We start from the raw sequence: 25796 nt of genomic DNA on the forward strand, positions 1-25796 counted from the left end.
TTTACAAACCAAAACATAACAAATTTTGTAATGAAGAAAAAAGACATTAAGATCTTATTGGTTGATGATGAGCAAGATATCTTAGAAATTGTAGGATACAATCTTTCTCAAGAAGGCTATCAAATTGTTACAGCATCTAATGGAAAAGAAGCTGTTGCAAAAGCAAAAAAAGAGCATCCTCAATTAATTATTATGGATGTAATGATGCCCGAAATGGACGGAATGGAAGCTTGTGAAAACATTAGAAAAATTCCAGAACTTCAAGATACAATCATTACTTTTTTAACCGCTCGTTCCGAAGATTATTCACAAGTTGCTGGTTTTGATGCTGGAGCTGATGATTACATAGCAAAACCTATTAAACCAAAAGTTTTAGTAAGTAAAGTACAAGCATTATTAAGAAGATTAAAAGGTGTTGAAGGCGTTTCGTCAACCACAACTTTAACAGTAGGAAATATCGAAATCAACAGAGAAGAATACAAAATTATCAAAGAGGGCGAAGAAATCATCCTGCCTCGAAAAGAATTTGAATTGTTCTATTTGTTAGCTACAAAACCAGGAAAAGTGTTTACTCGCGAAGAAATCTTAGACAAAGTTTGGGGTAACGAAGTAGTAGTCGGTGGAAGAACTATCGATGTTCACATAAGAAAATTAAGAGAAAAAATTGGAGATAGCTTCTTTAAAACCATAAAAGGAGTGGGATATAAAATCGAATTTTAATGCAATTAAAATTTAAAAAATCTTATAAGTTCGCTTTAAAGTCATCGGTATACGTAACGTTGTTCTTTTTAGCGACTATTTTTTTATATCATTATTTTGTTCAGTCATTAAATTTACTAGTTGTTTTCGCTTTTTCGCTTGTTTTTTATGCGGCGACGTTCTTCTTAATTCAATTTAGAGTGGAGCATTTTATTTACAAAAGAGTAAAGAAAATTTATGACGACGTTTCGCTTTTAGAAACTACTTCTTATGTAAATCAACCTGTGACAACCGATATGGCAACGTTGACGAAAGAAGTAAAAAAGTTTGCCCGAGATAAAAAATTGGAAATCGAAACCTTAAAAATTAGAGAAGAATACCGAAAAGAATTTTTAGGAAACGTTTCGCACGAATTAAAAACCCCTCTTTTTACAATCCAAGGTTATTTATTGACGCTTCTTGATGGTGCGATGGAAGACAAAAATATCCGAACAAAATATTTAGAACGTGCTGAAAAAGGGGTAGAACGCTTGATTTACATCGTGAAAGATTTGGATATGATTACCAAATTAGAAGTTGGTGAAATCAATCTAGATGTAACTCGTTTTAATATTGTTGAGGTAATTCAAAACGTGTTTGATTTGTTCGAAATGAAAGCAGCTAACAAAAACATTACCTTGACTTTTGATATGAAATACGCTAAACCTATTTGGGTAATGGCCGATCAAGAGAAAATCCAACAAGTAGTGACGAACTTGGTAGTAAATTCTATCAAATACGGTAAAAAAGGGGGAACAACTGAAGTAGGAATAGAAGATTTAACCAAAAATAAAGTCATCGTAAGAATTACCGATAACGGTGAAGGTATCGAAAAACAAAACATTCCACGTTTATTCGAACGTTTTTATCGTGTGGACAAAAGTGGCGCAAGAAGCGAAGGCGGTTCTGGTTTAGGATTAGCCATCGTGAAACATATTATCGAAGGACACGATGAAAAAATCTATGTAGAAAGTCAAATTGGTGTTGGTTCAGAATTTTCATTTACTTTGGAAAAGACGAAATAATTCTTTCCAATTCGGGTCAACCGAAAAATCCTTAAATCCTTTGTAAAAGTGAATTTTTTCTAATTTGGAAGCTTTGAATTTCTCTTGCTTGCAACTTGGAGCCACAATTTCCGATTTAAACTTTTTAGCCAAATATTCTTGTTCGTATTGCCCAGGCGTCGGAATAAAAAAAGCTTTTTTCTCCAATTTTGCCAAATCCATAACCGTTGTATAACCCGAACGGCAAACCACAAATTCACTTTCGTTAAAAGCGGTACTTAACTCCTCTGAGTTCATAAAATTGTAATACGTAATCGAATTTACTTTCTCTATTTGCTGTTGCGATTCCACAATACCTTTTACAAAAAGAATTTCTTTCGAACTATTTTCTAATTCTTTGATAAGTTTTTTTTCCAATAAAGTGCGTTGCGGTTCTGGTCCCGATAATAAAACCATGATATCGTACTTAATTGGTAACGATTTTTTTTCAATACGACTTAAAGGTCCAATGTAATTGATTTTCTCAACTATTTTTTCAGGATGCCCTAATTTACCAGATAAATTTTCCGCACCAGCCACATCGGGAACCCAACAAGCATCAAATTTAGAAATGTAACGTGAATGCAATTTGGTAGTCAGCCAAGAAGTTTTTCCAGAAAGTACATTTAATTGATGTGTAATGAAAACCGAAGGCACTTTTGAAGAATAAACGCCCAATCGATTATCACTAATAATTCCATCAATTTCATAATTTTCGATAATCTTGTTGATTTTTGATTTCTCTTTTTTGATTGCCAACATCATTTTTGGCATTTGAAGCGCTAATTTCCACTTAAAGTTTTTTCCTTTTTCTGCATATTGGATGTTATATGCAGGTAATTCGATATTCAAAAGATTTGGAAATTCTTTTTTTAATAAAGCTAAAGCTACTCCGTCAGAAGCAATAATGGGTTCAAAACCATTTTCTTCCAATGCTTTTATAATAGGAATACATCTTGTGGCATGTCCTAAACCCCAGTTTAATGGCGCTATGAGTATTTTTTTCTTCATTACTTTTTCAAAACCGCAATAAATTGTTCGGCTAATTTATTTTCATCTTCAAAATTATACTCATTTTCCTCCGAACTAAAATTTCTATCGTGTTGGTATAATTTCCACTTTTTGTTGTTGTATTCTAAAGCGGTTAAATTTTCTACCCAATCACCCGAATTCAAATAGAAAACTTCTCCTTTTTCATTTTCCATGAACTCAATTTTGGGTTCGTGAATATGCCCGCAAATTACATAATCGTAGTCGTTTTCTATTGCCAATTCCACACAAACATTTTCAAAGTTAGTAATAAATTTAACAGCAGATTTTACATTGTTTTTAATTTTCTTAGAAAGCGAATACGGTTCTTTGTTAAATCGGGCTAAAACCCAATTGATAAATCGGTTGATTAGGATTAACATATCATAACCCCAACCGCCTAATTTTGCTAACCATTTGGCTTGAGTAATCGAAGCATCAAAAACATCACCATGAAAAATCCAAGCTCTTTTATGATCTAATTCCAATACGAGTTTATCAATTAAACTGATATTTCCCATGTGTAAATCGGTAAATTTTCTAAGAAATTCATCGTGATTTCCGGTGATGTAGTACACTTTTGTGTCTTTGGTACTCATCGAAATAATCTTTTTAATTACTTCTAAGTGTTTCGATGGGAAATAAGATTTTCTAAATTGCCAAATATCGATAATATCGCCATTCAGCACTAAAATTTTAGGTTTTATCGAAGATAAATAATCCAATAATTCCTTGGCATGACAACCATATGTTCCAAGATGAACATCGGAAATAACAGCCACTTCAACTTTACGTTTCCTCAAAATAAAAGTTTTATGCAAAAAACGATAACCTATCTAATGTTAAGGTTATTGAAACATTATTAAAAGTTTATTTGTGTTGCTAATTATTTGATTAATTTTGCCCAAAATAAATTAGAAGTGGGAAGTAAAAATAAATTAAAGCGATTTAAAGAAAACGAAACGTTTACCAATGTATTTCAACCAACCAGAGAAGAAGTGGTAGGGGATCAATTTCCGTTGAAAGGAAAATGGAGTAGCGAATTCTTTAAAAATGATAATCCAATAGTATTAGAATTAGGCTGTGGAAAAGGAGAATACTCTGTTGGGTTAGCCGAAAGATTCCCAGAAAAAAACTTCATTGGAATTGATATCAAAGGTGCAAGATTTTGGCGTGGTGCAAAAACTGCGGTGGAATCTGGTATGAATAACGTAGCTTTTGTGAGAACGCAAATCGAATTAATCAATCATATTTTTGCCGAAAACGAAGTTTCTGAAATTTGGATTACTTTCCCAGATCCACAAATCAAATACAAGAGAACGAAGCACAGAATGACCAATGCTGAGTTTTTAGACCGCTACAAAAAAATCCTAAAACCAAGTGGATTGATGCATTTAAAAACTGATTCAGAATTCATGCACGGTTATACTTTAGGCTTGTTGCATGGTTTAGGTCATGAAGTAATTTATGCGAACCACAATATTTATAAAAACGAAGGAGCACCAGCAGAAGTGACTGGAATTCAAACGTTTTACGAAAGTCAGTATTTGGAAGTAAACAAACCTATTACTTATATTAAGTTCCGAATTAAGTAATCTTTGTTACTTTCATTTCAATATTCTTCCTTACTTTTGATAAAAATCAATTTATGACGTTTGTTTTAGCCATTTTTTTAGGTTTGATAATTTCCATAGGCGGTATCATTATTCCGGGTATGTTGAATATGACGATTGCTAAAATTAGTATCAAAGAAAGTCAAAAACAAGCTTTAAATTTTGCTTTAGGAGCGGTCGTAGTGGTTTTTATCCAAAGTTTTTTAGGAACTTATTTCGCAAAATTCTTAGATGCTAATCCTGTTTTTAGTGAAGGATTGAAAAAAATTGGAACTTTTATTTTCATTGCGTTAACCATTGCTTTTGCCATAATGGGATTTAATGCCAAAAAGAAAAAAGAAATTGAAGTGAAAATTGACAAGAAAAGAAATCGTTTCTTTTACGGAATGGCATTGTCTTCTTTTAATATGTTTGCGATTCCTTGGTATGCTTTAACTACTTTAATGATGGCTTCTAAGGAATTGTTTCAGTATGATATTGTTTCCATTCTTTTATTTTCATTAGCAGCTGCTATTGGAACTTATTTTGTGTTTTATCTATATGCAAAGTTTTTCAAGAAAATTGAGCACAAACTTACTTTTATAGTTCAAAATATCAATTTCTTAATTGCCGCATTAACCGGAATTGTAGCTGTTTCATCTCTATATAAAATGTTTTTTTAATTTTTTGACGAAATTAAAATCAAATAACGACAACTTTTTTGAACGTGTTTACGAAATCGTTTGCCAAATTCCCGAAGGGAAGGTAACTTCTTATGGCGCCATTGCAAAAGCACTTGGTGCAGCACGTTCAGCACGAATGGTGGGTTGGGCTATGAATGCTTCTCACAATTTAGAAGATGTCCCAGCGCATCGCGTTGTAAATAGAATTGGAATGCTTTCTGGAAAACATCATTTTGATGGGACTAATTTAATGCAACAACTTTTAGAAAACGAAGGAATAAAAGTGATAGATAATCAAATTATCGATTTTGACAAACATTTTTGGGAACCAAATTTTTAGTTTTCGGAAAAATATTTGATTTTTTTGTGATTAAAATTAATATTCTGTACACAATAAATTTTAACAATTCAATTATAAGAAAACTTTAAACATCTAAACTTTTAAACGTCTAAACTTCTTCCTATCTTTGCAATCTAAAATCAGTCTGAATAAAAATGAAACTAGATAGAAAAGAGATACTTACAGCTTTAGAAACTATTTCTGTAGCAGGTGAAGGTAAAAACATGGTGGAAAGTGGAGCAGTTCAAAATGTAATTACTTTTGGCGATGAAGTTGTTGTTGATGTACTTTTGTCAACTCCAGCATTACACATTAAAAAACGTGCAGAAGTAGATATTATAAAAGTAATTCATGAAAAAGTATACGAAAAAGCCAAAGTAAAAGTAAACATCAAAGTAGAAGCACCAGAAAAACCAGAAAACCCAAATTTAATTCGTGGAAAGCAAATTCCTGGAATTTCAAATATTATAGCAGTTGCTTCTGGAAAAGGTGGTGTAGGAAAATCTACAATTACAGCCAACTTGGCCGTTTCATTGGCAAAAATGGGATTCAAAGTTGGAGTTTTAGATGCCGATATTTACGGACCTTCAATGCCCATAATGTTTGATGTTGAAAATTCAAAACCTATTTCAGTTGAGGTGGATGGAAAATCAAAAATGCAACCTATTTCAAGTTATGGAGTAGAAATTCTGTCTATTGGATTTTTTACTAAACCAGACCAAGCGGTTATTTGGAGAGGTCCAATGGCTGCCAAAGCTCTAAACCAAATGATTTTTGATGCCAATTGGGGCGAATTAGATTTCATGTTAATCGATTTACCTCCAGGAACTGGCGATATTCATTTATCAATTATGCAGTCGTTGCCAATCACAGGTGCAGTTGTTGTAAGTACACCTCAAGCAGTTGCTTTAGCCGATGCTAAAAAAGGAGTTTCGATGTTTATGTCAGAATCGATTAATGTTCCTGTTTTAGGAATTATCGAAAATATGGCGTATTTCACTCCAGAAGAACTTCCTGAAAATAAATATTATATCTTTGGTAAAGAAGGGGCTAAAAACTTAGCAGAAGATTTACAAGTGCCTTTGTTAGGTGAAGTGCCATTAGTACAAAGCATTCGTGAAGCAGGAGATTACGGTCGCCCAGCAGCATTGCAAACAGCTTCGGTTTTAGAAGGTGTTTTCGAAAATATTACAAGAAATGTAGTGCAAGAAACGGTAAATCGTAACGAAACATTACCACCAACAGAAGCTATCAAAATAACAACAATGGCAGGTTGTTCTGCTGTAAAAAAATAGTATTCAGTTTACAGTCTCAGTTTACAGTTTAAGCTGTTTACTGCGACTGAAAACTGCGACTGAAAACTAAAAAATATGACTACACTAGAAATAAAAGAGAATGTTGAAAAAGCACTAGACGAAATTCGTCCTTTTTTGAATTCGGATGGTGGCAACATCTCATTAGTAGAAATTATTGAAGACAAACATGTTAAAGTTCGTTTGGAAGGTGCTTGTACGAATTGTAGTTTAAGTATCAGTACCATGAAAGCTGGTGTAGAAACGACAATTAAAAAATATGTTCCTCAAATTGAAACAGTAGAAAATATTGCTTAGTAAAGCAATAGTATGACATAAATCATATTTCTACATTGTACTAGTTTGTTACTTTGCTACTTTCAAAATTAAAAAAATGATTCAAACAGATATTCTTATAATCGGTGCTGGTCCTACGGGACTTTTTGCCGTATTTGAAGCCGGACTTTTACAACTTAAATGTCATATCATTGATGCTTTGCCACAACCTGGCGGGCAATTAGCAGAATTATATCCAAAAAAACCAATCTTCGATATTCCAGGTTATCCTTCAGTATTAGCGGGTGATTTGGTTACGAATTTAATGGAACAAATCAAGCAATTTCAACCTGGATTTACGTTAGGTGAAACCGCTGAAACCATTCAAAAATTAGAAGACGGAACTTTTATAGTAACCACTAATGAAGGAACGCAACATCATGCAAAAGCAGTAGCTATTGCTGGTGGTTTAGGGACATTTGAGCCAAGAAAACCAATTTTAAAAGATATCGAATTTTACGAAAAAGAAGACCGTGGAGTAGATTACTTTGTAAAAGATCCAGAAAAATATCGTGGAAAGAACATCGTAATCGCCGGTGGAGGTGACTCTGCTTTAGATTGGAGTATTTTCTTATCGAGTGTAGCAAATTCCGTGACTTTAGTTCACAGAAGAAACGAATTTCGTGGTGCTTTAGATTCGGTTGAAAAAGTACAAGAATTAAAGAATGCGGGTAAAATTAAATTAGTTACTCCGGCTGAAGTTGTTGGATTTAACGGTAGTGAAAGAATTACCGCTGTTGATATTGAAGTTAACGGTGCTAGAATGAAAGTCGAATGTGATTATTTTATTCCACTTTTTGGGTTAACACCAAAGTTAGGACCAATTGCCAACTGGGGATTGGAAATCGAGAAGAACGCTATCAAAGTAAATAACGCATTAGATTATCAAACCAACATCGACGGAATTTATGCCATTGGTGACGTAAATACTTATCCAGGAAAATTAAAACTAATTTTATGTGGATTCCACGAAGCTACTTTAATGTGCCAAAGTGTTTACAACAGAATCAATCCAGGAAAACGTTACGTATTGAAATACACCACCGTTTCAGGAGTAGATGGTTTTGATGGAACTAGAAAAGAAGCTGAAAAAGCAGTTGTAAAATCGATTGATTAAATTTTTATATTTGTAATGTGGAAAGTATAAGAATGGACAGGAGCGTTGTGAGTAAATCATCTTTTGAAGAAGCAGATGATCATGTGACTTTTTATGAAGACAAAACACCTCTTGAACGTTTAAATTATGCTTGTGATATTATAAATTCTATTTTTGATACAACTCCTGATAAGAAAGTAGATAGAACCGTTTTTTCTTCAAGAAAACATGCCGAACTTATTCAATATTGATTTTTTAGAATTTTTACAACTTTTAGATAAACATGATGTCGATTATTTATTGGTTGGAGGATATGCTGTAATCTTGCATGGCTATGGCAGAAGTACGGGTGATATGGATTTGTGGATTAATCAAACAGTTGAAAATTACAACAAATTACAATTGGTTTATAAAGATTTTGGAGCGCCTATTTTTTCAATTGAAGATTTTGAAAGTGATAAATTTGATGTTTGGAGCATTGGAGTAGAACCAAGAAAAATTGAAATATTAACTAAAGTGACCGGTTTAAATTTTAATGAAGCTTTCAAAAATCGTTTATTTCTAAATCTAGAAAACTTTAAAGTACCTTATATCGATTTTGAAAATTTGATGAAAAATAAAATGGCAACAGGAAGATTGAAAGATTTACTTGATATTGAACAATTAAAGAAAAAAAACAAATAATGCCACAAGACGTAAAAATTTTTATAACCGACAGAAACGGAGTTAAACACGAAGTGTTAGCCCCAACCGACATGAACATGAACATCATGGAGTTAATTCGTTCGTATGAATTAGCCGAAGAAGGAACCGTAGGTGTTTGTGGTGGAATGGCGATGTGTGCTTCTTGTCAGTGTTATGTTTTAAATGATGTGGTTTCTTTAGAACGTAATCCAGATGAAGAAGCTATGCTTTGGGAAGCCTATCACGTAAAGGATAATTCGAGATTAGGTTGCCAAATTCCAATTACAGAAGATTTAGAAGGTTTAGAAATTGAAATAGCACCAGAACAATAAAAAAGCGAGAAGAAATTCTCGCTTTTCATTTTATACTAATTCATGTTTGTGTTCTACTTGCTCTTCAATTGCATTCCAAAGTCCGATTCTCTTTTCTAAAGCTAAAACCGAAACTTCTTGTACTTCTTTCCATTTTTGTTCTGAATCACCACAAAGTTCAGTAATCATTTGCATTGCCATTGGTCCGTGTTCGTCGGCATCTAATTCAATATGTCTTTCGAAATAGTAAATTAGTTTTGATAAATCGGTTTCAGGGAAATTTTGCTGAAAGTTTTTCAAGATTTCGGTAAACATATTCGGAATCAAATCTTCTCTTCCAAAAGTAAAAGCAGCTGCAATCTCATGCGGTTTTCCTTGTTCAATCACACGGAAAGTAAAATCTAAAAACGCTTTCACATTCGGATGTAAATCGCCTTGTTTTATGGATACAAAAATGTTTTTTGTTTCTTCCACATTCTTCAAAAAAGAATTGATTTGAGTTGTTGAAGCACCACATTGCGTCATCGCATCTAAATACATTTCAAAATGACTTTGACGTGTTCCATCCAATGTTAAATCGGTTTCTTCGGCTACAACAATTTCATTAATTAAATAACGAATTTCTGGATTTCCAATTGGTAACCAAGGAGTAGTAGTGCAAGTCAATTTGTTTTGCAATGCTTTTAATAACGACATAAAATCCCACACCGCATAAATGTGGTTTTCTAAGAAACAATGCAAATCGTCTATCGTTTTTACTTTATTGTATAACGAATGATTTAATAATTGTTCTTTCTGATTTTGAATCGATTTGTTTATGGTTTGAATATTCATAGGGCAATTTTTATTGTCATATACGAATTTCTGACTTCTTATGGTTTTGAATCCGTACATTACAAAAGTAAAAATGCTTCCCTAAAAAGAGAAGCATTTTGTATCAATTTTATCTATTGTTTAATTATTTGAATGCTGGGAAACCTGTAACATCCATACCTGTAATTAACAAGTGAATGTCATGTGTACCTTCGTAAGTAACTACAGATTCTAAGTTCATCATGTGTCTCATGATAGAATATTCACCTGTAATTCCCATTCCACCTAACATTTGACGCGCATCACGAGCAATTGTTAACGCCATGTCAACATTGTTTCTTTTTGCCATCGATATTTGAGCTGAAGTAGCTTTTCCTTCGTTTCTTAAAACACCCAATCTCCAAGTTAATAATTGTGCTTTTGTGATTTCAGTAATCATTTCAGCTAATTTCTTTTGTTGTAATTGTGTAGCTCCAATTGGTTTGTCAAACTGAATACGTTCTTTTGAATAACGTAAAGCCGTATCATAACAATCCATTGCGGCTCCAATCGCTCCCCATGCAATTCCATAACGAGCTGAATCTAAACATCCTAGTGGTGCTCCTAATCCAGATTTGTTTGGTAATAAGTTTTCTTTTGGAACTTTTACGTTGTCAAAAATAAGCTCTCCAGTAGCAGAAGCTCTTAATGACCATTTATTGTGAGTTTCTGGAGTTGAAAAACCTTCCATTCCTCTTTCCACGATTAATCCGTGAATTCTTCCTTCTTCGTTTTTAGCCCAAACTACTGCAATGTCAGCGAAAGGCGCATTCGAAATCCACATTTTAGCACCATTTAAAAGATAATGATCGCCCATATCTTTAAAATTAGTTACCATTCCACCTGGATTTGAACCAAAATCTGGCTCAGTTAAACCAAAACAACCAATGAATTCTCCAGTGGCTAATTTTGGTAAATATTTCATTCTTTGTTCTTCGTTTCCGTATTTCCAAATTGGATACATTACCAAAGAAGATTGAACTGAAGAAGTCGAACGTACACCCGAATCTCCTCTTTCAATTTCTTGCATGATTAAGCCGTAAGAAATTTGATCTAATCCAGCACCACCATATTCCACTGGAATGTATGGACCAAATCCTCCAATTTCTCCTAAACCTTTTACAATTTGTTTTGGAAATTCTGCTCTTTGCGCGTATTCTTCAATAATTGGAGATACTTCTTTTTTTACCCAAGCACGTGCAGCATCACGCACCATTTTATGTTCGTCAGATAATAATTCGTCTAATAAATAATAATCTGGAGATTGAAATAAGTCTGGTCTCATAGTTTTTGATTTGAAAGTCACAAAAGTAAGTAAAGATTTTTAACAAATCAACGAACAAGTGTTATAATTTTATAAGAAGCTTTTTCCAGCTATCCGCTATATCTTTTTGTTTTATCGAATTTTAAAAACAAATCGTTATTTCATTGTAAAAGAAATGCTTGAAAAACAAAAAGGATGCCGCTACTATCTGGGCTAGGGTTTCTTTTTATATAGATTTTTCACTAATTACATATGAAAAGCTATAAATTTTTAAAAAAAGATATTTCAACGTCATATTTTGTCGTTATAGACAAATAAGTTTGCTTTAAATTATTAATAAATAAAGTATTTATGGAAAATTTAGATAGCGCAAAACAAATAAATCAGTTAAAATTAAATGTAAGTTCATTTGATGTTTTTAATGGTGGAGGAAACTATATAAATCTTTTGAGAATGTATTTTGGTTATTTTAATGAAATTCCTAATATAAAAGTGATAGATAACATTGATATTACTGCTATGAGGCAGTGGATTGCTAAAGAGATGTTTGAAGATATTATTAAAACACATTATAATCAAACATATCATCCTCAAAAAAAGAAGAACTTTTATTCAGACCACTTTTTTTTATTAAAAAATCAAATTATATTAAACCTTTATCAGCAGTCAGTTTATATTGTTTTTGAGCCAAGTTTAGAAAACGAAGCCCAAGAGTTGCAAGATAAATTATTGAAGTTTCAACTTAAGCTAAAAAGAACAGCTCAAATAAGTTTTATTATAAGTAATAACAAAGGTTTGTTAACAAAAAAAATTGATATAAAAAAGCCAAAAATAAATATTGATTTACATTACAATGATGATTTTAAAAAGACACATCAGTTGGTTGTTAAGAATTTAAAAAAATTAAACACCAAAGGATTATATTTGTTTCATGGCTTGCCAGGAACAGGAAAAAGTACTTATGTGAAGTATTTAATTCATCAACAAAATAAACAGGTGATTTTTTTATCTCCAAAAATAGCAGGTAATCTTGATGATTTAGCATTTACAGAATTCTTATTAGATAATCCAAATTGTGTTTTAGTTATAGAAGATGCGGAAGATTTAATTATATCAAGAGAAAATCAACATAACTCTAGACTTTCGTTTTTATTAAATATGACAGATGGGTTGTTGGGTGAAAGTTTAGGGATTCAAGTAATAGCTACATTTAATACAGATTTAAAGAATATTGATAAAGCATTGCTTCGTAAAGGTCGACTAACAGCTATTTATGACTTTAAACCATTAACAGTAAACAAAACCAATGATTTGTTGAAAAAATTGGGACATGATATAGAAGTAGATAACTCCCTGTCTTTAGCAGAAATATTTAATTTTGAAGTTGAAACAAATTATAAGCCTAAATTAAGAAAAGCAATTGGATTTGGGAATTAGTAAAATATCTGAAATAAGTAATTTAAAATAATTGAACATTACAATGAAAAAGAAAATTTTATATATAGATATGGATGGAGTTGTTGCTGATTTTGATAAAGCATTAGAAAATTATGATTCGGAAATAAATAATAGAAATCATGTAAGCGATCACATTCAAGCAACAATTAGAAATAATAAAGTAGATGAAATTTGTGAAGCAAATGACGATTTTTTTCATAACTTGCCTTTGGTAAACGGAGCAGTAGATGTAGTTTCTAAGCTTTTTGAGCAATTTGACGTTTACTTTTTATCAACCCCGATGTGGAATGCACCTCATTCATTTACTGGGAAAAGAATTTGGATTGAGAAGCATTTTGGAGAAGTGGCATCTAAAAGGCTTATTCTTACTCATAGAAAAGATTTAAATATAGGTGAATTTCTTATTGATGACAGAATTTGTAATGGAGTGGAAAATTTTTCTGGAATTCATATTCATTTTGGTTCTGAAAAGTTTCCAGACTGGGAAGCTACTTATGAATATTTAATATCAATAATTGATTAAACAAAATTTTAAATGGAAACAAAAATTGAAGACGCACTTAAAAATCTTTCAAAAGATATTATAGAATATACTTCGACCTTAAAATTTAAAGAAATTTTAGAATTTGAGTTAAAAAAAGACACGAATTTGTACGAAATGCTTAGTGAAGTGAATAAGGTTCAAGGAATCTATTTTTTTGAAATTAAAAAAGATAAACAATTTGTTAGTTTTGATGATTTTAAAATGAAATGGGATAAAGATGAAATTGCTAAAACACCAAGAACAGTAAAAGGAAGGATAATAAATCAAGAAGATATTAATTTCTTAGAATGGATTCCATTTTATATTGGTAAATCTGAAAATATTAAAAAAAGAGTATTGGAACATTTTAAGAAACCTGCTAATAGCACCACATCTGCTTTGAAGTTAGAGGAAAGAATACATCTATATGGATTAAACCTTAGGTTAAGTTTTGTAGAAGTTAAAACGGAATATTATGATTTAGTAATGCACAAAATAGAACAAGAATTAAGAAAAAAGTACAATCCAATTGTAGGAAAACATTAATAATCGTATTCAATGTCCAAAAAACAATTTATCAAACGCCATCACCTTATTATTAATAAATTGCGCTCTAATCCTTGTTCTTTTAAAGATTTACAGGTTTATTTGAAAAAACATTCATTAGATAATGAGGAGAATTATGAAATCTCTAAGCGTACTTTTGAACGAGATGTAAAAGAGATAAGTGAAATTTATAACATTGATATTGAATATTCTCGTTCTCATAATATATATCAAATTGTAGAGGATGCCGATGAAGGCAAAACGGAACGATTGATAGAATCTTTTCAAATTTTCAACGCATTAAATTTGTCGGATTCTATTTCTAATCAAATAATTATTGAAAAAAGAAGATTATCAGGAACAGATAACATGCATGGTTTGTTGCACGCAATTAAAAATCAATTTATAATTGAATTTACACATGAAAAATTTTGGAAGGAAATTAACGAAATAAAAATTCGCACAGTATATCCATTGGCTCTAAAAGAAGCGAAAAATCGTTGGTATCTCGTGGCACAAGATCCAGAAGATAGCGTTTTTAAGACTTTTGGTCTTGAGCGAATCACAAACTTGAAAATAACTCGAAAAAGGTATAAACATCCTAATAATTTTGATGCAGAAGAGAAATTCAAATATTCTTTTGGGATAATTACGAATGAAATCAAGCCTGAAAAAATTAAACTATGGTTGTCTCACGAACAAGCGAATTACATCAAAACATTACCTTTGCATCATTCTCAAAAAATAATTTTTGAAAATGCTAAAGAGTGTGTAATCGAATTGTATATTAGCCCAACTTATGATTTTGTAATGGAACTTTTATCTATGGGTTCAGAAGTTGTTGTTTTGGAGCCTGAGACGCTTAAAAATCAAATTATTACTATACTCCAAAAAAGTTTAGATTCTTATAAACATTCTAAAACATAATCACATCTTCAAATAGAAATCCTTCGTCAATTCGATGTATTCTCGAGTATAATTATGTCTAGAAATTTCAATAACTAACTCATCAATCAATGGCGTTTGTTCTATTCGGCAAAAAGCCAGTAAACTTCTTTTAATTTCCGATGTTGGTGTGCCTTTTACACGAGTCATTTTTAAAGGAAACAAATCCAATTCTTTACACATAGCAACAAATCGCTCTTCTTCTTTATAAGGAATAATCACAGAAAAAATCCCGTTATCTGAAAGCAATAAGGCAGCAGCTTCAATTAATTCTTCAAAAGGCAAAGCATCTTCAAAGCGTGCTAAATCCCTCGAAACATTATCTGATTTATAATCATCGGTATAAAAAGGTGGATTGGAAATAATTAAATCGTATTCATCTTCGGGTTCGTCCACAAATTCATCTAAACCCGCATGAAAACAAAATAATTTATCACTCCAAGGCGAAGCTTCAAAATTTTCAACACATTGTTCGTAAGCATCTTCGTCAATTTCAATCGCGTCAATTTGTTCTGCGTTACTTCTTTGGGCTAGCATTAAAGACAAAATTCCAGTTCCAGCACCAATATCCAAAACATTGTACGGATTATTGATTAACGGAGTCCAAGCGCCAAGCAAAACACCATCTGTGCCAATTTTCATAGCACAACGATCTTGATTAACGTGAAATTGTTTGAATGTAAAAGTCATTGGAATTATCCAAGATATAAATCAACCAAGCCTTCAGGAGTCTCTAAAGTAATGGTTTTGTTTGCTCTGTCAAGTGCAATGATGAAATCATCAATAAGCGGAATTAAAATTTCAGTTCCGTTTTTATCGATTTCAAAAAGGGGTTGAGCACCACTGTCATTAATAGCGGCAATTTTTCCAATATTTCCTAAACGGGTATCAATTACATCAAATCCAATTACTTCGTGATAGTAGAATTGAGTTCCTTCTAATTTTGGTAACATTGAAAGTGGAAGGTATAATTCGCTTCCCATGATTTCGTCAGCTTCTTCTTCCGTTTGGATGTCTTCAAATCGGATTCTTAAGAATTTATCTTTATGAAGCGAACTACTTTCAATAAAAAATGGAACCAGACTTTTGTTGATTTCAACAAAAACTGATTCCAAATTTTGATACAATTCGGGTTCGTCGGTGTCTAAATACGCCAATACTTCCCCTTTGAAACTAAATTTTTTCGCGATTTTACCTAAATAGAAACAATCTTCTTTACGCATGGAATCGCTATAAAATTATGCTTGAGTTTCTTCGTTGTTTTCTTCAACAGCAGGAGCTTCTTCAGCAGCAGCCTCAACCACTTCTTCAGCAACTTCTTCTGTAGCTTCAGCAGCTTTTGCAGCCTCAGCTTGAGCAGCAATACGTTTTGCGTTTGCTTCTTGTTCTGCTTTTAAAGCTTTAGCTTTTGCATCAGCTTCAGCTTTTGATAAACCTGATTTCTTAGCTTCAACTTTACCAGCTTTTTCTTCTAACCAAGCAGCTAATTTTGCATCAGCTTGTTCTTGAGTTAAAGCACCTTTACGAACTCCTCCATCTAAGTGGTGTTTTAATAAAGCACCTGTGTAAGATAAAATTGCTCTTGCAGTGTCAGTTGGCTGAGCACCGTTGTGTAACCATTGTGCAGCTTTCTCGATGTTTAAATCGATAGTTGCAGGGTTAGTGTTTGGATTGTAAGTTCCGATTTTCTCTAAGAATTTACCATCTCTTTTTGATCTTGCATCTGCTGCAACAACCCAATAAAAAGGTTTCCCTTTTTTTCCGTGTCTTTGTAATCTAATTTTTACTGACATAATCTTGTGATTAATTTGAGGTTCTCGACCTCGGTTATTTAAGGGTGCAAATATATAAAACTTTGCAATACAAATGTATAAGTTAGTATAAAATATTTTTTTGTGTAAAATGTATTTATTTCAATAAAAAAGTTATTTTTGTTACCTACATATTTAAACGAATACAAATTAAAATGAGAAAAATAGTTTCTTTTATAGCGCTTGTTGTAGTTTTTGCTTCATGTCAGCAAGATATTCAAACCAACACGCCTGCTTTCCAAGCGAAACAAAATGATGTTTTTTGGAGAGCAAATGATGCAAGGGTATCTGTTGATGCGGATGGCAGAATGATAATTACGGCATTTAACCAGTATGAAACGGTAACTTTAGAAACTTCTAGTACTGATCCTGGAGTTTATGTATTAGGAACTACAAATCAAGATAATTTTGCTTCCTATTCTAATGATGTGGATGGTTTTGAAGATTATTATGATACAGGTTTATATTCTGGACCAGCATTTAAGGTTTCTGGAATGATTAATAGAGGAACAGCTTATCAAACTAATTCAGCTGGAGCTCAAACCACAGGTGGTTCTGGTTCTGGATTAAGAGTAGCTACTCAAACTACAAATGGGACGGTTACAGCGATTACAGTTGTAGCTAGAGGTGTTGGTTATAGACCAGGAGATTTAATTACGATTGTTGGAGGAAATAATAATGCTACGTTTAGAGTAATCAACATTCAACAAAGTAATGGAGAAATTGAAATTGAAGAAGTTGAAAACGGATTGTTCACCGGAAGTTATAAATTCAATGCGGTTAATGAAGAAGGAGAAGTAATTACGTTCTCTGAAGGAGTTTTTTATAAGATTCCAATCTCTACATTCTAAAAATTCAACCCAAAAATATCAAAACCATCTGGAGTGATTCAGGTGGTTTTTTGTTTTGTTGATAACTTAAATTGGCATTCAATAACTTAAAATGTATTTTTGTTTTTATTCAAAATTTGCTTTTGTTTTTTTTCTTTAGCTTAATTATCAGATAGATGTACTTAATTTTCGATACAGAAACCACAGGTTTACCTCGCAGTTGGTCGGCACCAATAACGGATACCGATAACTGGCCTCGTTGTATACAAATTGCATGGCAATTGCATGACGAAATGGGAAATTTAATCGAGCACCAAGATTATTTGGTTAAGCCCGAAGGTTTCAATATTCCTTATGATGCCGAAAGAATTCATGGTATTTCTACCGAGTTAGCAATGGAGCAAGGAATTCTACTATCAGAAGTTTTAGAGAAATTCAATATCGCACTTTCAAAAGCAAAATTCATTGTTGGGCAAAATGTAGGGTTTGACGTGAATATCATGGGTTGCGAATTTCATCGATTTGGCATTGGAACCGATTTAACTAAAATGCCCGTTTTAGATACGTGTACTGAAACTACTGCCGATTTATTAAAATTACCGGGAGGTCGTGGAGGTAAATTCAAATTGCCAACACTTACCGAATTACATCAATATCTTTTTAATCAACCCTTCGCAGAAGCACACAACGCTACTGCCGACGTGGAAGCAACTACTCGTTGTTTTTTGGAATTAATCAAAAGAGAAGTGTTTACCAAAGAAGAATTAGACGTAACGCCAGAATATTTTAGACGTTTTCGTGAAAATAATCCAGGCGAAATTCAGCTTATTGGATTAAAACATATCAATCTCAAAAAAGCTTCGGACGAAATCAGAGCGCGATTGCAAAAAATCCAAAGCGAAGAAGAGCAAGCCACTATTTCAGATGCAACAAAAGCGGATTTAAAAGACGCTGCTTTTGCTCATTTGCACAATCACACTCAGTTTTCGGTATTACAATCCACTATTGCAATTAATGATTTGGTAAAAGCTTCAGCAAAGTTCAAAATGCCTGCAGTTGCCATGACCGATACGGGAAATATGATGGGTGCTTTTCATTTTGTAAGCGCCATTTTAAATCATAACAAAGCAGCTGAAACCAAAAACAAAGAGTTAATTGAAAACGGTGAAGAACCAACGGAAACCGTAATCAAGCCGATTGTTGGTTGCGAATTCAATATCTGTGACGATCATAAAGATAAGACCAAAAAAGACAACGGTTATCAAGTGGTTTTGTTGGCAAAAAATAAAAAAGGCTATCACAATTTAGCCAAAATGTCATCCATTGCTTACACTGATGGTTTCTATTACGTTCCGCGTATTGATAGAAAAATCGTGGAGCAATACAAAGAAGACATCATCGTGCTGTCTGGAAATTTATATGGTGAAATTCCTAGTAAAATTTTGAATGTCGGGGAAAGTCAAGCGGAAGAAGCTTTAATTTGGTGGAAGGAACAATTCGGTTCTGATTTCTATTTGGAATTAATGCGTCACAAACAAGAAGACGAGAATCGCGTTAATCAAACTTTAATCGCTTTCGCGAAAAAACATAATGTGAAGTTAATCGCGACTAACAATACCTATTACGTTAATAAAGAAGATGCCAATGCACACGACATTTTATTGTGTGTAAAAGATGGTGAAAAACAAGCGACTCCTATTGGACGTGGACGTGGTTATCGCTACGGATTACCAAATCAAGAATATTATTTTAAATCGGGTGACGAAATGAAGCAACTTTTTGCGGATTTACCTGAAGCGATTATCAATATTCAAGAAATCATCGATAAAACCGAACCGTATTCTTTATATCGCGATGTATTGCTTCCAAAATTTAAAATTCCTGACGAATTTGAAGTAGAGGAAGACAAATTAGATGGCGGAGTTCGTGGTGAAAATGCGTATTTGAAACATCTTACGATGGAAGGTGCAAAAAAACGCTATGGCGAAATCACACCAGATATCCAAGAACGTTTAGATTTTGAATTATTAACGATTTCTAATTCAGGTTATCCGGGTTATTTCTTAATTGTACAAGATTTCATCGCTGAAGCTAGAAAAATGGATGTTTCCGTTGGGCCAGGTCGTGGTTCGGCTGCGGGTTCGGCTGTAGCCTATTGTTTAGGAATTACGAATATCGACCCGATTAAATACGACTTGCTTTTTGAGCGTTTCCTGAATCCCGACCGTGTTTCCATGCCCGATATCGATATCGACTTCGATGATGAAGGTCGTGGTCGTGTGATGGATTATGTAATCAATAAATATGGAGCAAACCAAGTAGCGCAGATTATTACCTATGGTAAAATGGCTACGAAATCGGCAATTCGAGATACCGCTCGTGTATTGGATTTACCACTTTTTGAAGCCGATAGAATTGCCAAATTGATTCCAGGTATGATGCCATCAAAATGGAATTTAGCAAGATTTTTAGCCGAAGATGAATCCGAAGTCAAAAAAGCCTTACGTTCAGAAGAATTTGACCGAGTAAAAGAATTAATCGAAATTGCCAATTCCGAAGACTTAGCCGGAGAAACCATTCAACAAGCAAAAGTCTTAGAAGGTTCAATGCGAAATACCGGAATTCACGCTTGTGGAGTGATTATTACGCCCGATGATATTACGAATTTCGTTCCCGTAACCACTGCCAAAGATTCCGATTTATATGTAACCCAATTTGACAATTCCGTCGCTGAAAGTGCTGGTTTGTTGAAGATGGACTTCTTGGGATTAAAAACCCTAACCTTAATTAAAGACACGGTAAAATTGGTAAAATATCGTTTAGGAATCGATTTGAATCCTGACGAATTTCCAATTGATGACGTTAAAACATATGAGTTGTTCCAAAGAGGTGAAACGGTTGGTATTTTCCAATACGAATCACCCGGAATGCAAAAATACATGAAGGACTTAAAACCAACAGTTTTTGCCGATTTAATTGCCATGAATGCGTTATATCGACCTGGACCATTGGAGTATATTCCGTCTTTCATTCGAAGAAAAAATGGAGAAGAACCGATTACCTACGATTTAGATGCTTGCGAAGAATATTTAGGAGAAACTTACGGAATTACCGTTTACCAAGAACAGGTGATGCTTCTGTCACAGAAATTGGCAAATTTCTCTAAAGGTGATGCCGACGTACTTCGTAAAGCGATGGGTAAAAAGCAGAAAGATGTCTTGGATAAAATGAAATCTAAGTTCATCGATCAAGCAAAAGCAAATGGTCACGACGAACAAAAATTAGATAAAATTTGGACCGATTGGGAAGCGTTTGCGAGTTATGCCTTCAATAAATCGCACTCTACTTGTTATGCTTGGATTGCCTACCAAACCGCATATTTAAAAGCACATTATCCAGCGGAATATATGGCTGCGGTACTTTCCAATAACATGAACGATATCAAACAAGTTTCGTTCTTTATGGAAGAATGTAAGCGTATGGGATTAGCCGTTTTGGGTCCAGACGTGAATGAATCGTATTATAAATTTACGGTAAATGAAGATTATGCGGTTCGTTTCGGAATGGGAGCGATTAAAGGTGTTGGTGCAGGAGCTGTTCAAACTATCATTGATAACCGAAAAGACGGAAAATATAAATCCATCTTCGATTTAGCGAAACGAATTGATTTACGTGCGGCTAACAAAAAAGCATTTGAAAACTTAGCTTTAGCCGGAGGTTTTGATGGTTTTGCAGAAACACATCGTGCCCAATATTTTCATCATGATGGCGACGGAATTACATTTTTAGAAAAGGCGATTCGTTACGGTTCGAAATTTCAAGAAAATGAAAATTCTGCGCAAGTAAGTTTGTTTGGAGATGCTTCTGAAGTACAAATTGCAGAGCCACAAGTGCCACCATGTGAAGAATGGAGTACTATGGAGAAGTTGGCGAAAGAAAAAGAAGTAGTAGGAATTTACATTTCGGGTCATCCATTAGATGATTATAAATTTGAAATGAAATATTTCTGTAATGCCAACTTGGAAGGTTTGAAAAACTTAGAACAAAACGTTGGAAAGAACCTTTCTTTTGGTGGAATTGTAACTAATGTGCAACATCGAACAGCTAAAAACGGTAAAGGTTGGGCAACTTTTGTAGTGGAAGGTTATGATGAGAGTTTCGAATTCCGAATTTTTGATGAAGAGTATTTGAAATTTAGACATTTCTTATTGCAAAATCAGTTTGCTTACTTTAAAATTACGGTCAAAGAAGGTTGGGTAAATCGCGAAACGGGTAAAAAATCGGATCCTCGAATTCAGTTTTTGGATGTGAAAATGTTAGCTGATGTGTTGCCAACATTTGCCAAAAAATTAATTCTTCAATTAGCAATTAACGAAGTAAAAGAAGGGGTGATTACGGAATTAAATCAAATTTTTGCCCAACACAAAGGCGATCATAATGTAACTTTTGAAGTTATGGAATTGGAGAAAATTAAGCGAATGGTGGAAGAAAAACCAATTGCCATGATTGCAGCCGATACAGAAGATGAAATGGAAGAAAATTTTGATGAAATGGAAGAAATGGATATCGCTGTTCCAACAGAAAAAGAGGAAATAGTAGTGAAAACTAAGTTAGTGATGCCAAGTAGAAAGTTAAAAGTCAAAATTTCATCGGAATTATTGCAAGAATTAGAGCGCATGCAATTGAGTTTTAGGTTGAATTAGTATCAATTCTGAAAATGCAACTATAACAAAAACTAATTTTTAAAAGCGAATTCATTTCAATTTAATTCCTAAATTTGCATATCAATAAAGTAAAAACATAAAGAAAAACAATATGGCATTAGCAATTACAGATGCTACTTTTGAGGAAGTAGTTTTAAAATCAGATAAACCAGTAGTAGTTGATTTTTGGGCAGCTTGGTGTGGTCCATGTAGAATGGTTGGTCCAGTTATCGACGAAATTTCTGCTGAGTACGAAGGAAAAGCAGTAGTAGGAAAAGTGGATGTTGACGCAAACCAAGAATTTGCAGCAAAATACGGAGTTAGAAATATTCCAACAGTTTTAGTATTCCAAAACGGAGAAGTGGTTGGAAGACAAGTGGGTGTTGCTCCAAAGAAAACGTATACTGATGCAATTGACGCATTACTATAATATTTGAAAAAGAAATTCAAGGCTCAACGAAAGTTGGGCCTTTTTTTATTCATAACCTTTCATCCATCGCCTTTCACCAAAAAATAAAATCTTTTTCTATCTTTACGATATGAATTTAGAACAGCAAATAGAAAAAATTTCCAGTTTTGAGCATTTAGAACTTTTGGCTAACCAAATTGTCGAAGGTTTTATTTCGGGTATGCACAAATCGCCTTTTCATGGATTTTCGGCAGAGTTTGCGGAACATAAAATTTACAATCCAGGAGAAAGTACCAAGCATATCGATTGGAAATTATACGCCAAAACCGATAGATTATACACTAAACGCTACGAAGAAGAAACCAATTTGCGTTGTCATTTGATTTTAGACAATTCGTCTTCGATGCATTATCCGAAATTAAAGGAAAATCAGCCGTTTTATGAGAGTAAAATCGGTTTTTCGGTATTGGCTTCTGCGGTTTTGATGAATTTACTTAAAAAGCAACGCGATGCAGTTGGATTGAGTGTTTATTCGGATACGTATGAATATTATTCGCCAGAAAAAGGAAGTGAGCGTCATCATCGCATGATTTTGAACAAGCTAGAAGAAATGTTATCGCAAAACAAAACCACTCGGAAAACGGATACTGTAACTTTTTTACATCAAATAGCTGAAAATATTCATCGTCGTTCTATGGTAATTTTGTTTACTGATATGTTTCATTCCGAAGGGTCGGAAGAGGACAACGATAAAATCTTTAAAGCGCTTCAACATTTAAAACACAACAAACATAAAGTAGTGGTCTTTCATGTGTATGATGAAAAAACCGAGTTAAATTTCAATTTTGATAATACGCCACGAAAATTTATTGATGTAGAATCGGGAGAAGAAATTAATTTATTTGCCGAAAATACGCAAGAATCATATCAAAAAGTGGTACAAGAATATTTCAAAACGATAGAAGCAACGTGTATGCAGTATCAAATTCGCTATGTACCCGTTTCTGTAGGTGAAAATTTTGAAAAAATTTTACTAACGTATTTGGTTGAAAAACAAAAGTTTGGCTAAAAACACTAAAAAAAGTTTAATTTTTTTTGCAAAAATATTTGCAGGAATGAAAAAGCGTAGTATATTTGCACTCGCAATCAAGCACTGGTTTGGTAGTTCAGTTGGTTAGAATACATGCCTGTCACGCATGGGGTCGCGGGTTCGAGTCCCGTCCAGACCGCCAGTTTAGAGGAAGCCTTTCGTAACAAGAAAGGCTTTTTTGCCCTCTTACAATATTTAAAATAGTTGTGTTGTTTAGGTACGAAAGTACCAAAAAGGTTTAGTAGTTAGACCAATGAAAAGCTTTGCATTTGATGCAGGGCTTTTTTGATTTTGTGACCTCAAAAATTTAGTGTTTTTTAAGAAATTATTTTTCTAATCTCTTTAATACATTGTTATTTATACCTTAATTTTGCAATCTAGAATATCATATAACGATATTAAAAAGTTACACAAAATGAAAAAGCATATTGTGATTATTGGAGGCGGATTTGCAGGAATAAACCTTGCAAACTCACTAGCAAAAGAAACTAACTATACCATAACTTTGGTTGATAAAAATAATTATCATTTTTTTCCCCCTTTAATTTATCAAGTAGCAACAGGTTTTTTAGAGCCATCTTCCATCAGTTATCCTTTCAGAAAGTTATTAAAAGATAATAAGAATATTCGTTTCTGGTTAGGAGAATTTGTAGAAGTTGTGCCATCGGAGAATCTCTTAAAGTTGAATAATGGCGAAATCGTATATGATTATTTAGTTTTTGCAACAGGTACAGAGAGCAATTATTTTGGAATGGAAAATGTAAAAAAGCATGCTATTCCAATGAAAACGTTAGATGATGCTCTTAACATGAGAAATATTTTGCTCCAACGTATAGAAAAAGCAACAATATCAAAAAGTAAAGCCGAAAGAAAACGTCTTTTAACAATGGTTATTGCAGGCGGAGGTCCTACAGGTGTTGAAGTTTCTGGAATGTTTGCAGAGATGAGTAAAACAATCATTAGAAAAGAATATCCAGAATTAAACAATGTGCGTAAAACCGAAATTTTTTTAGTGGATGGAGGGGATCGATTGTTAGCACCCATGAGTGAAAAATCACAAAAATATACTCTTGAATCATTAAAAAAATTAGGAGTACAAGTAAAATTAAATACTCAGGTTGTGGATTATGATGGTGAAGTGGTAACTTTTAAAGACGGTTCTTACATTAAGACTAAAAACTTAATTTGGGCTGCTGGGGTTTCCGCTATGTTGTTTAAAGGAATTCCTACGGAATCTTATGGTAGAGGCAAACGACTTCTAGTTGATGGATTTAATAAAGTCAAAGGAACAGCCAATATTTTTGCTATTGGAGATACTTGTATTATGGAAAATGTAGATGCTAAATTCCCTCAAGGACATCCTCAAGTAGCACAAGTAGCTATTCAACAAGGTAAAAATATTGCAAAGAATTTTAAAAATATGCTTTCTAATAAGCCTTTACGAGTCTTTAAATATAGCGACAAGGGATCGATGGCGATTATCGGCAGAGCACGAGCAGTTGCTGATATTCCAGCGAATACTCATTTTTATGGTTTTTTTGCATGGATTATGTGGTTGTTTGTTCACATTATGTCGTTAGTTAATTACAGAAATCGTTTACAAACTTTATACAATTGGGCAATTGCTTATTTCACTAAAGATCAATCATTGCGAATAATTGTAAGGCCAAAAGAAAAAATATAGCAAAAATCCTGAAGTAATTCAGGATTTTTTATTACAACCATATTGATTTATTTTGCCACGCAACAACTAAAAACAATCCTAAGAAAAGCAAACTCACTAGAAACTTTATAAACGTTCCCGCCAAGAAACCTAAGAACGAACCAGTAGCAGCTTTAAAAGCGCGTTTTCCTTCGTTTGAATTGTAAATGAGTTCGCCTATCAAAGCTCCTAAAAAAGGCCCAATCAAAAACCCAAAAGGAGGAAAAAACAAGCCGATTACTAAACCGATATTCGTTCCCCATATTCCGTATTTACTACCGCCAAAGTATTTCGTGCCTTGTGCTGGAATCACATAATCTAAAATCCCAATCACAATAGCAATTACTAAAGTAATGCCTAGTAACCAATAATTGGTTTCGATTCCTTGACAAAAATAAAGCAGTAAAATCCCAACCCAACTTATTGGCGGACCTGGTAAAGCAGGAAGTAAGCTGCCAATAATTCCCACTATCATTAAAAGCAAACCCAGAATCAATAAAAAGTATTCCATAAGATTTT

General features: G+C 33.3%; 28 protein-coding genes and 1 tRNA gene. 21 read left to right on the top strand and 8 right to left on the bottom strand.

All coding sequences use genetic code 11. From position 1 onward, the window contains the following. Window positions 1-30 precede the first annotated feature (30 nt). Both ACE3PD_RS08630 and ACE3PD_RS08635 read left to right on the top strand, forming a co-directional pair. Complete coding sequence (locus ACE3PD_RS08630) at window positions 31-720, top strand: response regulator transcription factor (protein ID WP_374401499.1); 690 nt, start codon at window positions 31-33, stop codon at window positions 718-720. Further along, a complete protein-coding gene (locus ACE3PD_RS08635; protein ID WP_374401501.1) occupies window positions 720-1763 on the top strand; it encodes a sensor histidine kinase in 1044 nt (347 codons plus the stop codon). Before ACE3PD_RS08630 ends, ACE3PD_RS08635 begins: the two co-directional genes overlap by 1 nt. On the opposite strand, the gene ACE3PD_RS08640 is transcribed toward ACE3PD_RS08635, so the two are convergent. Together ACE3PD_RS08640 and ACE3PD_RS08645 are read right to left on the bottom strand one after the other, a co-directional pair. Beyond that, complete coding sequence (locus tag ACE3PD_RS08640; RefSeq protein WP_374401503.1) at window positions 1737-2792, bottom strand: glycosyltransferase; 1056 nt, start codon at window positions 2790-2792, stop codon at window positions 1737-1739. The two genes, ACE3PD_RS08635 and ACE3PD_RS08640, sit on opposite strands and share 27 nt — an antisense overlap. Next, entirely contained in the window at window positions 2792-3613 is an 822-nt protein-coding gene (locus ACE3PD_RS08645; protein WP_374401505.1) for a UDP-2,3-diacylglucosamine diphosphatase, read from the bottom strand. The genes ACE3PD_RS08640 and ACE3PD_RS08645 overlap by 1 nt, the downstream gene beginning before the upstream one ends. Window positions 3614-3730: 117 nt before the next feature. Here ACE3PD_RS08645 and trmB point away from each other — a divergent pair, with 117 nt between their 5' ends. The 9 genes from trmB (at window position 3731) to ACE3PD_RS08690 (ending at window position 9165) form a co-directional block, all read left to right on the top strand. Further along, entirely contained in the window at window positions 3731-4405 is a 675-nt protein-coding gene (gene trmB, locus ACE3PD_RS08650; protein ID WP_374401507.1) for a tRNA (guanosine(46)-N7)-methyltransferase TrmB, read from the top strand. A 53-nt stretch (window positions 4406-4458) separates the two neighbouring features. Beyond that, the gene (locus tag ACE3PD_RS08655; RefSeq protein WP_374401510.1) at window positions 4459-5085 is read left to right on the top strand and encodes a LysE family transporter; all 627 of its coding nucleotides are present in this window, start codon (window positions 4459-4461) and stop codon (window positions 5083-5085) included. A gap of 4 nt (window positions 5086-5089) precedes the next feature. Then, entirely contained in the window at window positions 5090-5425 is a 336-nt protein-coding gene (locus ACE3PD_RS08660) for an MGMT family protein (protein WP_374401512.1), read from the top strand. A gap of 155 nt (window positions 5426-5580) precedes the next feature. After that, window positions 5581-6720, top strand: a complete 1140-nt coding sequence (locus ACE3PD_RS08665) for a P-loop NTPase (protein WP_374401514.1) — start codon at window positions 5581-5583, stop codon at window positions 6718-6720. Between the two features lie 75 nt (window positions 6721-6795). Next, window positions 6796-7035, top strand: a complete 240-nt coding sequence (locus tag ACE3PD_RS08670) for a NifU family protein (protein ID WP_026724438.1) — start codon at window positions 6796-6798, stop codon at window positions 7033-7035. Window positions 7036-7111: 76 nt separating this feature from the next. After that, complete coding sequence (locus ACE3PD_RS08675) at window positions 7112-8170, top strand: NAD(P)/FAD-dependent oxidoreductase (RefSeq protein ID WP_374401516.1); 1059 nt, start codon at window positions 7112-7114, stop codon at window positions 8168-8170. A gap of 32 nt (window positions 8171-8202) precedes the next feature. Then, the gene (locus ACE3PD_RS08680; RefSeq protein ID WP_111566236.1) at window positions 8203-8400 is read left to right on the top strand and encodes a hypothetical protein; all 198 of its coding nucleotides are present in this window, start codon (window positions 8203-8205) and stop codon (window positions 8398-8400) included. Then, entirely contained in the window at window positions 8378-8833 is a 456-nt protein-coding gene (locus ACE3PD_RS08685; RefSeq protein WP_374401519.1) for a DUF6036 family nucleotidyltransferase, read from the top strand. The genes ACE3PD_RS08680 and ACE3PD_RS08685 overlap by 23 nt, the downstream gene beginning before the upstream one ends. Further along, complete coding sequence (locus tag ACE3PD_RS08690) at window positions 8833-9165, top strand: ferredoxin (RefSeq protein ID WP_374401521.1); 333 nt, start codon at window positions 8833-8835, stop codon at window positions 9163-9165. Before ACE3PD_RS08685 ends, ACE3PD_RS08690 begins: the two co-directional genes overlap by 1 nt. Before the next feature lie 30 nt (window positions 9166-9195). Here the strand turns inward: ACE3PD_RS08690 and ACE3PD_RS08695 are convergent, their stop codons facing one another. Both ACE3PD_RS08695 and ACE3PD_RS08700 read right to left on the bottom strand, forming a co-directional pair. After that, complete coding sequence (locus ACE3PD_RS08695) at window positions 9196-9978, bottom strand: DUF3050 domain-containing protein (RefSeq protein WP_374401671.1); 783 nt, start codon at window positions 9976-9978, stop codon at window positions 9196-9198. A gap of 124 nt (window positions 9979-10102) precedes the next feature. Continuing rightward, window positions 10103-11281 carry an acyl-CoA dehydrogenase family protein gene (locus ACE3PD_RS08700; RefSeq protein ID WP_374401523.1) on the bottom strand — a complete coding sequence of 393 codons (1179 nt, stop codon included), beginning with the start codon at window positions 11279-11281 and terminating at the stop codon, window positions 10103-10105. A 330-nt stretch (window positions 11282-11611) separates the two neighbouring features. Here ACE3PD_RS08700 and ACE3PD_RS08705 point away from each other — a divergent pair, with 330 nt between their 5' ends. The 4 genes from ACE3PD_RS08705 to ACE3PD_RS08720 are packed head-to-tail and all read left to right on the top strand — an operon-like array spanning window position 11612 to window position 14714. Beyond that, entirely contained in the window at window positions 11612-12697 is a 1086-nt protein-coding gene (locus tag ACE3PD_RS08705; protein ID WP_374401525.1) for an AAA family ATPase, read from the top strand. 43 nt (window positions 12698-12740) lie between these two features. Then, on the top strand, window positions 12741-13241 hold the full coding sequence (locus ACE3PD_RS08710) for a hypothetical protein (RefSeq protein WP_374401527.1): 501 nt from the start codon (window positions 12741-12743) through the stop codon (window positions 13239-13241). 12 nt (window positions 13242-13253) lie between these two features. Beyond that, window positions 13254-13787, top strand: a complete 534-nt coding sequence (locus ACE3PD_RS08715) for a hypothetical protein (RefSeq protein WP_374401529.1) — start codon at window positions 13254-13256, stop codon at window positions 13785-13787. Window positions 13788-13799: 12 nt separating this feature from the next. Beyond that, the gene (locus tag ACE3PD_RS08720) at window positions 13800-14714 is read left to right on the top strand and encodes a helix-turn-helix transcriptional regulator (protein WP_374401531.1); all 915 of its coding nucleotides are present in this window, start codon (window positions 13800-13802) and stop codon (window positions 14712-14714) included. Here the strand turns inward: ACE3PD_RS08720 and ACE3PD_RS08725 are convergent, their stop codons facing one another. The 3 genes from ACE3PD_RS08725 to ACE3PD_RS08735 are packed head-to-tail and all read right to left on the bottom strand — an operon-like array spanning window position 14715 to window position 16525. Continuing rightward, window positions 14715-15374: a tRNA1(Val) (adenine(37)-N6)-methyltransferase gene (locus ACE3PD_RS08725; protein WP_374401534.1), complete on the bottom strand. Its 660-nt coding sequence runs from the start codon at window positions 15372-15374 to the stop codon at window positions 14715-14717. Window positions 15375-15427: 53 nt separating this feature from the next. Further along, complete coding sequence (gene rimM, locus ACE3PD_RS08730) at window positions 15428-15955, bottom strand: ribosome maturation factor RimM (RefSeq protein WP_374401536.1); 528 nt, start codon at window positions 15953-15955, stop codon at window positions 15428-15430. A 15-nt stretch (window positions 15956-15970) separates the two neighbouring features. Next, window positions 15971-16525 (bottom strand): 30S ribosomal protein S16, encoded by a 555-nt coding sequence (locus tag ACE3PD_RS08735; RefSeq protein WP_194093409.1) that lies wholly within the window; start codon window positions 16523-16525, stop codon window positions 15971-15973. A gap of 173 nt (window positions 16526-16698) precedes the next feature. Here ACE3PD_RS08735 and ACE3PD_RS08740 point away from each other — a divergent pair, with 173 nt between their 5' ends. From ACE3PD_RS08740 to ACE3PD_RS08765, 6 genes are all read left to right on the top strand, one after another. After that, the gene (locus ACE3PD_RS08740; protein ID WP_374401538.1) at window positions 16699-17394 is read left to right on the top strand and encodes a DUF6252 family protein; all 696 of its coding nucleotides are present in this window, start codon (window positions 16699-16701) and stop codon (window positions 17392-17394) included. A 155-nt stretch (window positions 17395-17549) separates the two neighbouring features. Beyond that, entirely contained in the window at window positions 17550-22076 is a 4527-nt protein-coding gene (dnaE, locus tag ACE3PD_RS08745) for a DNA polymerase III subunit alpha (protein ID WP_374401540.1), read from the top strand. A 97-nt stretch (window positions 22077-22173) separates the two neighbouring features. Then, window positions 22174-22506, top strand: a complete 333-nt coding sequence (gene trxA / locus ACE3PD_RS08750; RefSeq protein WP_374401673.1) for a thioredoxin — start codon at window positions 22174-22176, stop codon at window positions 22504-22506. Window positions 22507-22615: 109 nt separating this feature from the next. Further along, the gene (locus ACE3PD_RS08755) at window positions 22616-23554 is read left to right on the top strand and encodes a DUF58 domain-containing protein (protein ID WP_374401542.1); all 939 of its coding nucleotides are present in this window, start codon (window positions 22616-22618) and stop codon (window positions 23552-23554) included. Between the two features lie 86 nt (window positions 23555-23640). Next, window positions 23641-23717: transfer RNA gene (locus ACE3PD_RS08760), tRNA-Asp, on the top strand. Between the two features lie 273 nt (window positions 23718-23990). Beyond that, a complete protein-coding gene (locus ACE3PD_RS08765) occupies window positions 23991-25259 on the top strand; it encodes an NAD(P)/FAD-dependent oxidoreductase (protein WP_374401545.1) in 1269 nt (422 codons plus the stop codon). 31 nt (window positions 25260-25290) lie between these two features. Here ACE3PD_RS08765 and ACE3PD_RS08770 read toward each other — a convergent pair whose 3' ends face one another. Next, entirely contained in the window at window positions 25291-25788 is a 498-nt protein-coding gene (locus tag ACE3PD_RS08770; RefSeq protein ID WP_374401547.1) for a DUF456 domain-containing protein, read from the bottom strand. Window positions 25789-25796 lie beyond the last annotated feature (8 nt).

It is taken from the genome of Flavobacterium sp. (assembly GCF_041911335.1).
In the GTDB taxonomy this organism is placed as follows: domain Bacteria; phylum Bacteroidota; class Bacteroidia; order Flavobacteriales; family Flavobacteriaceae; genus Flavobacterium.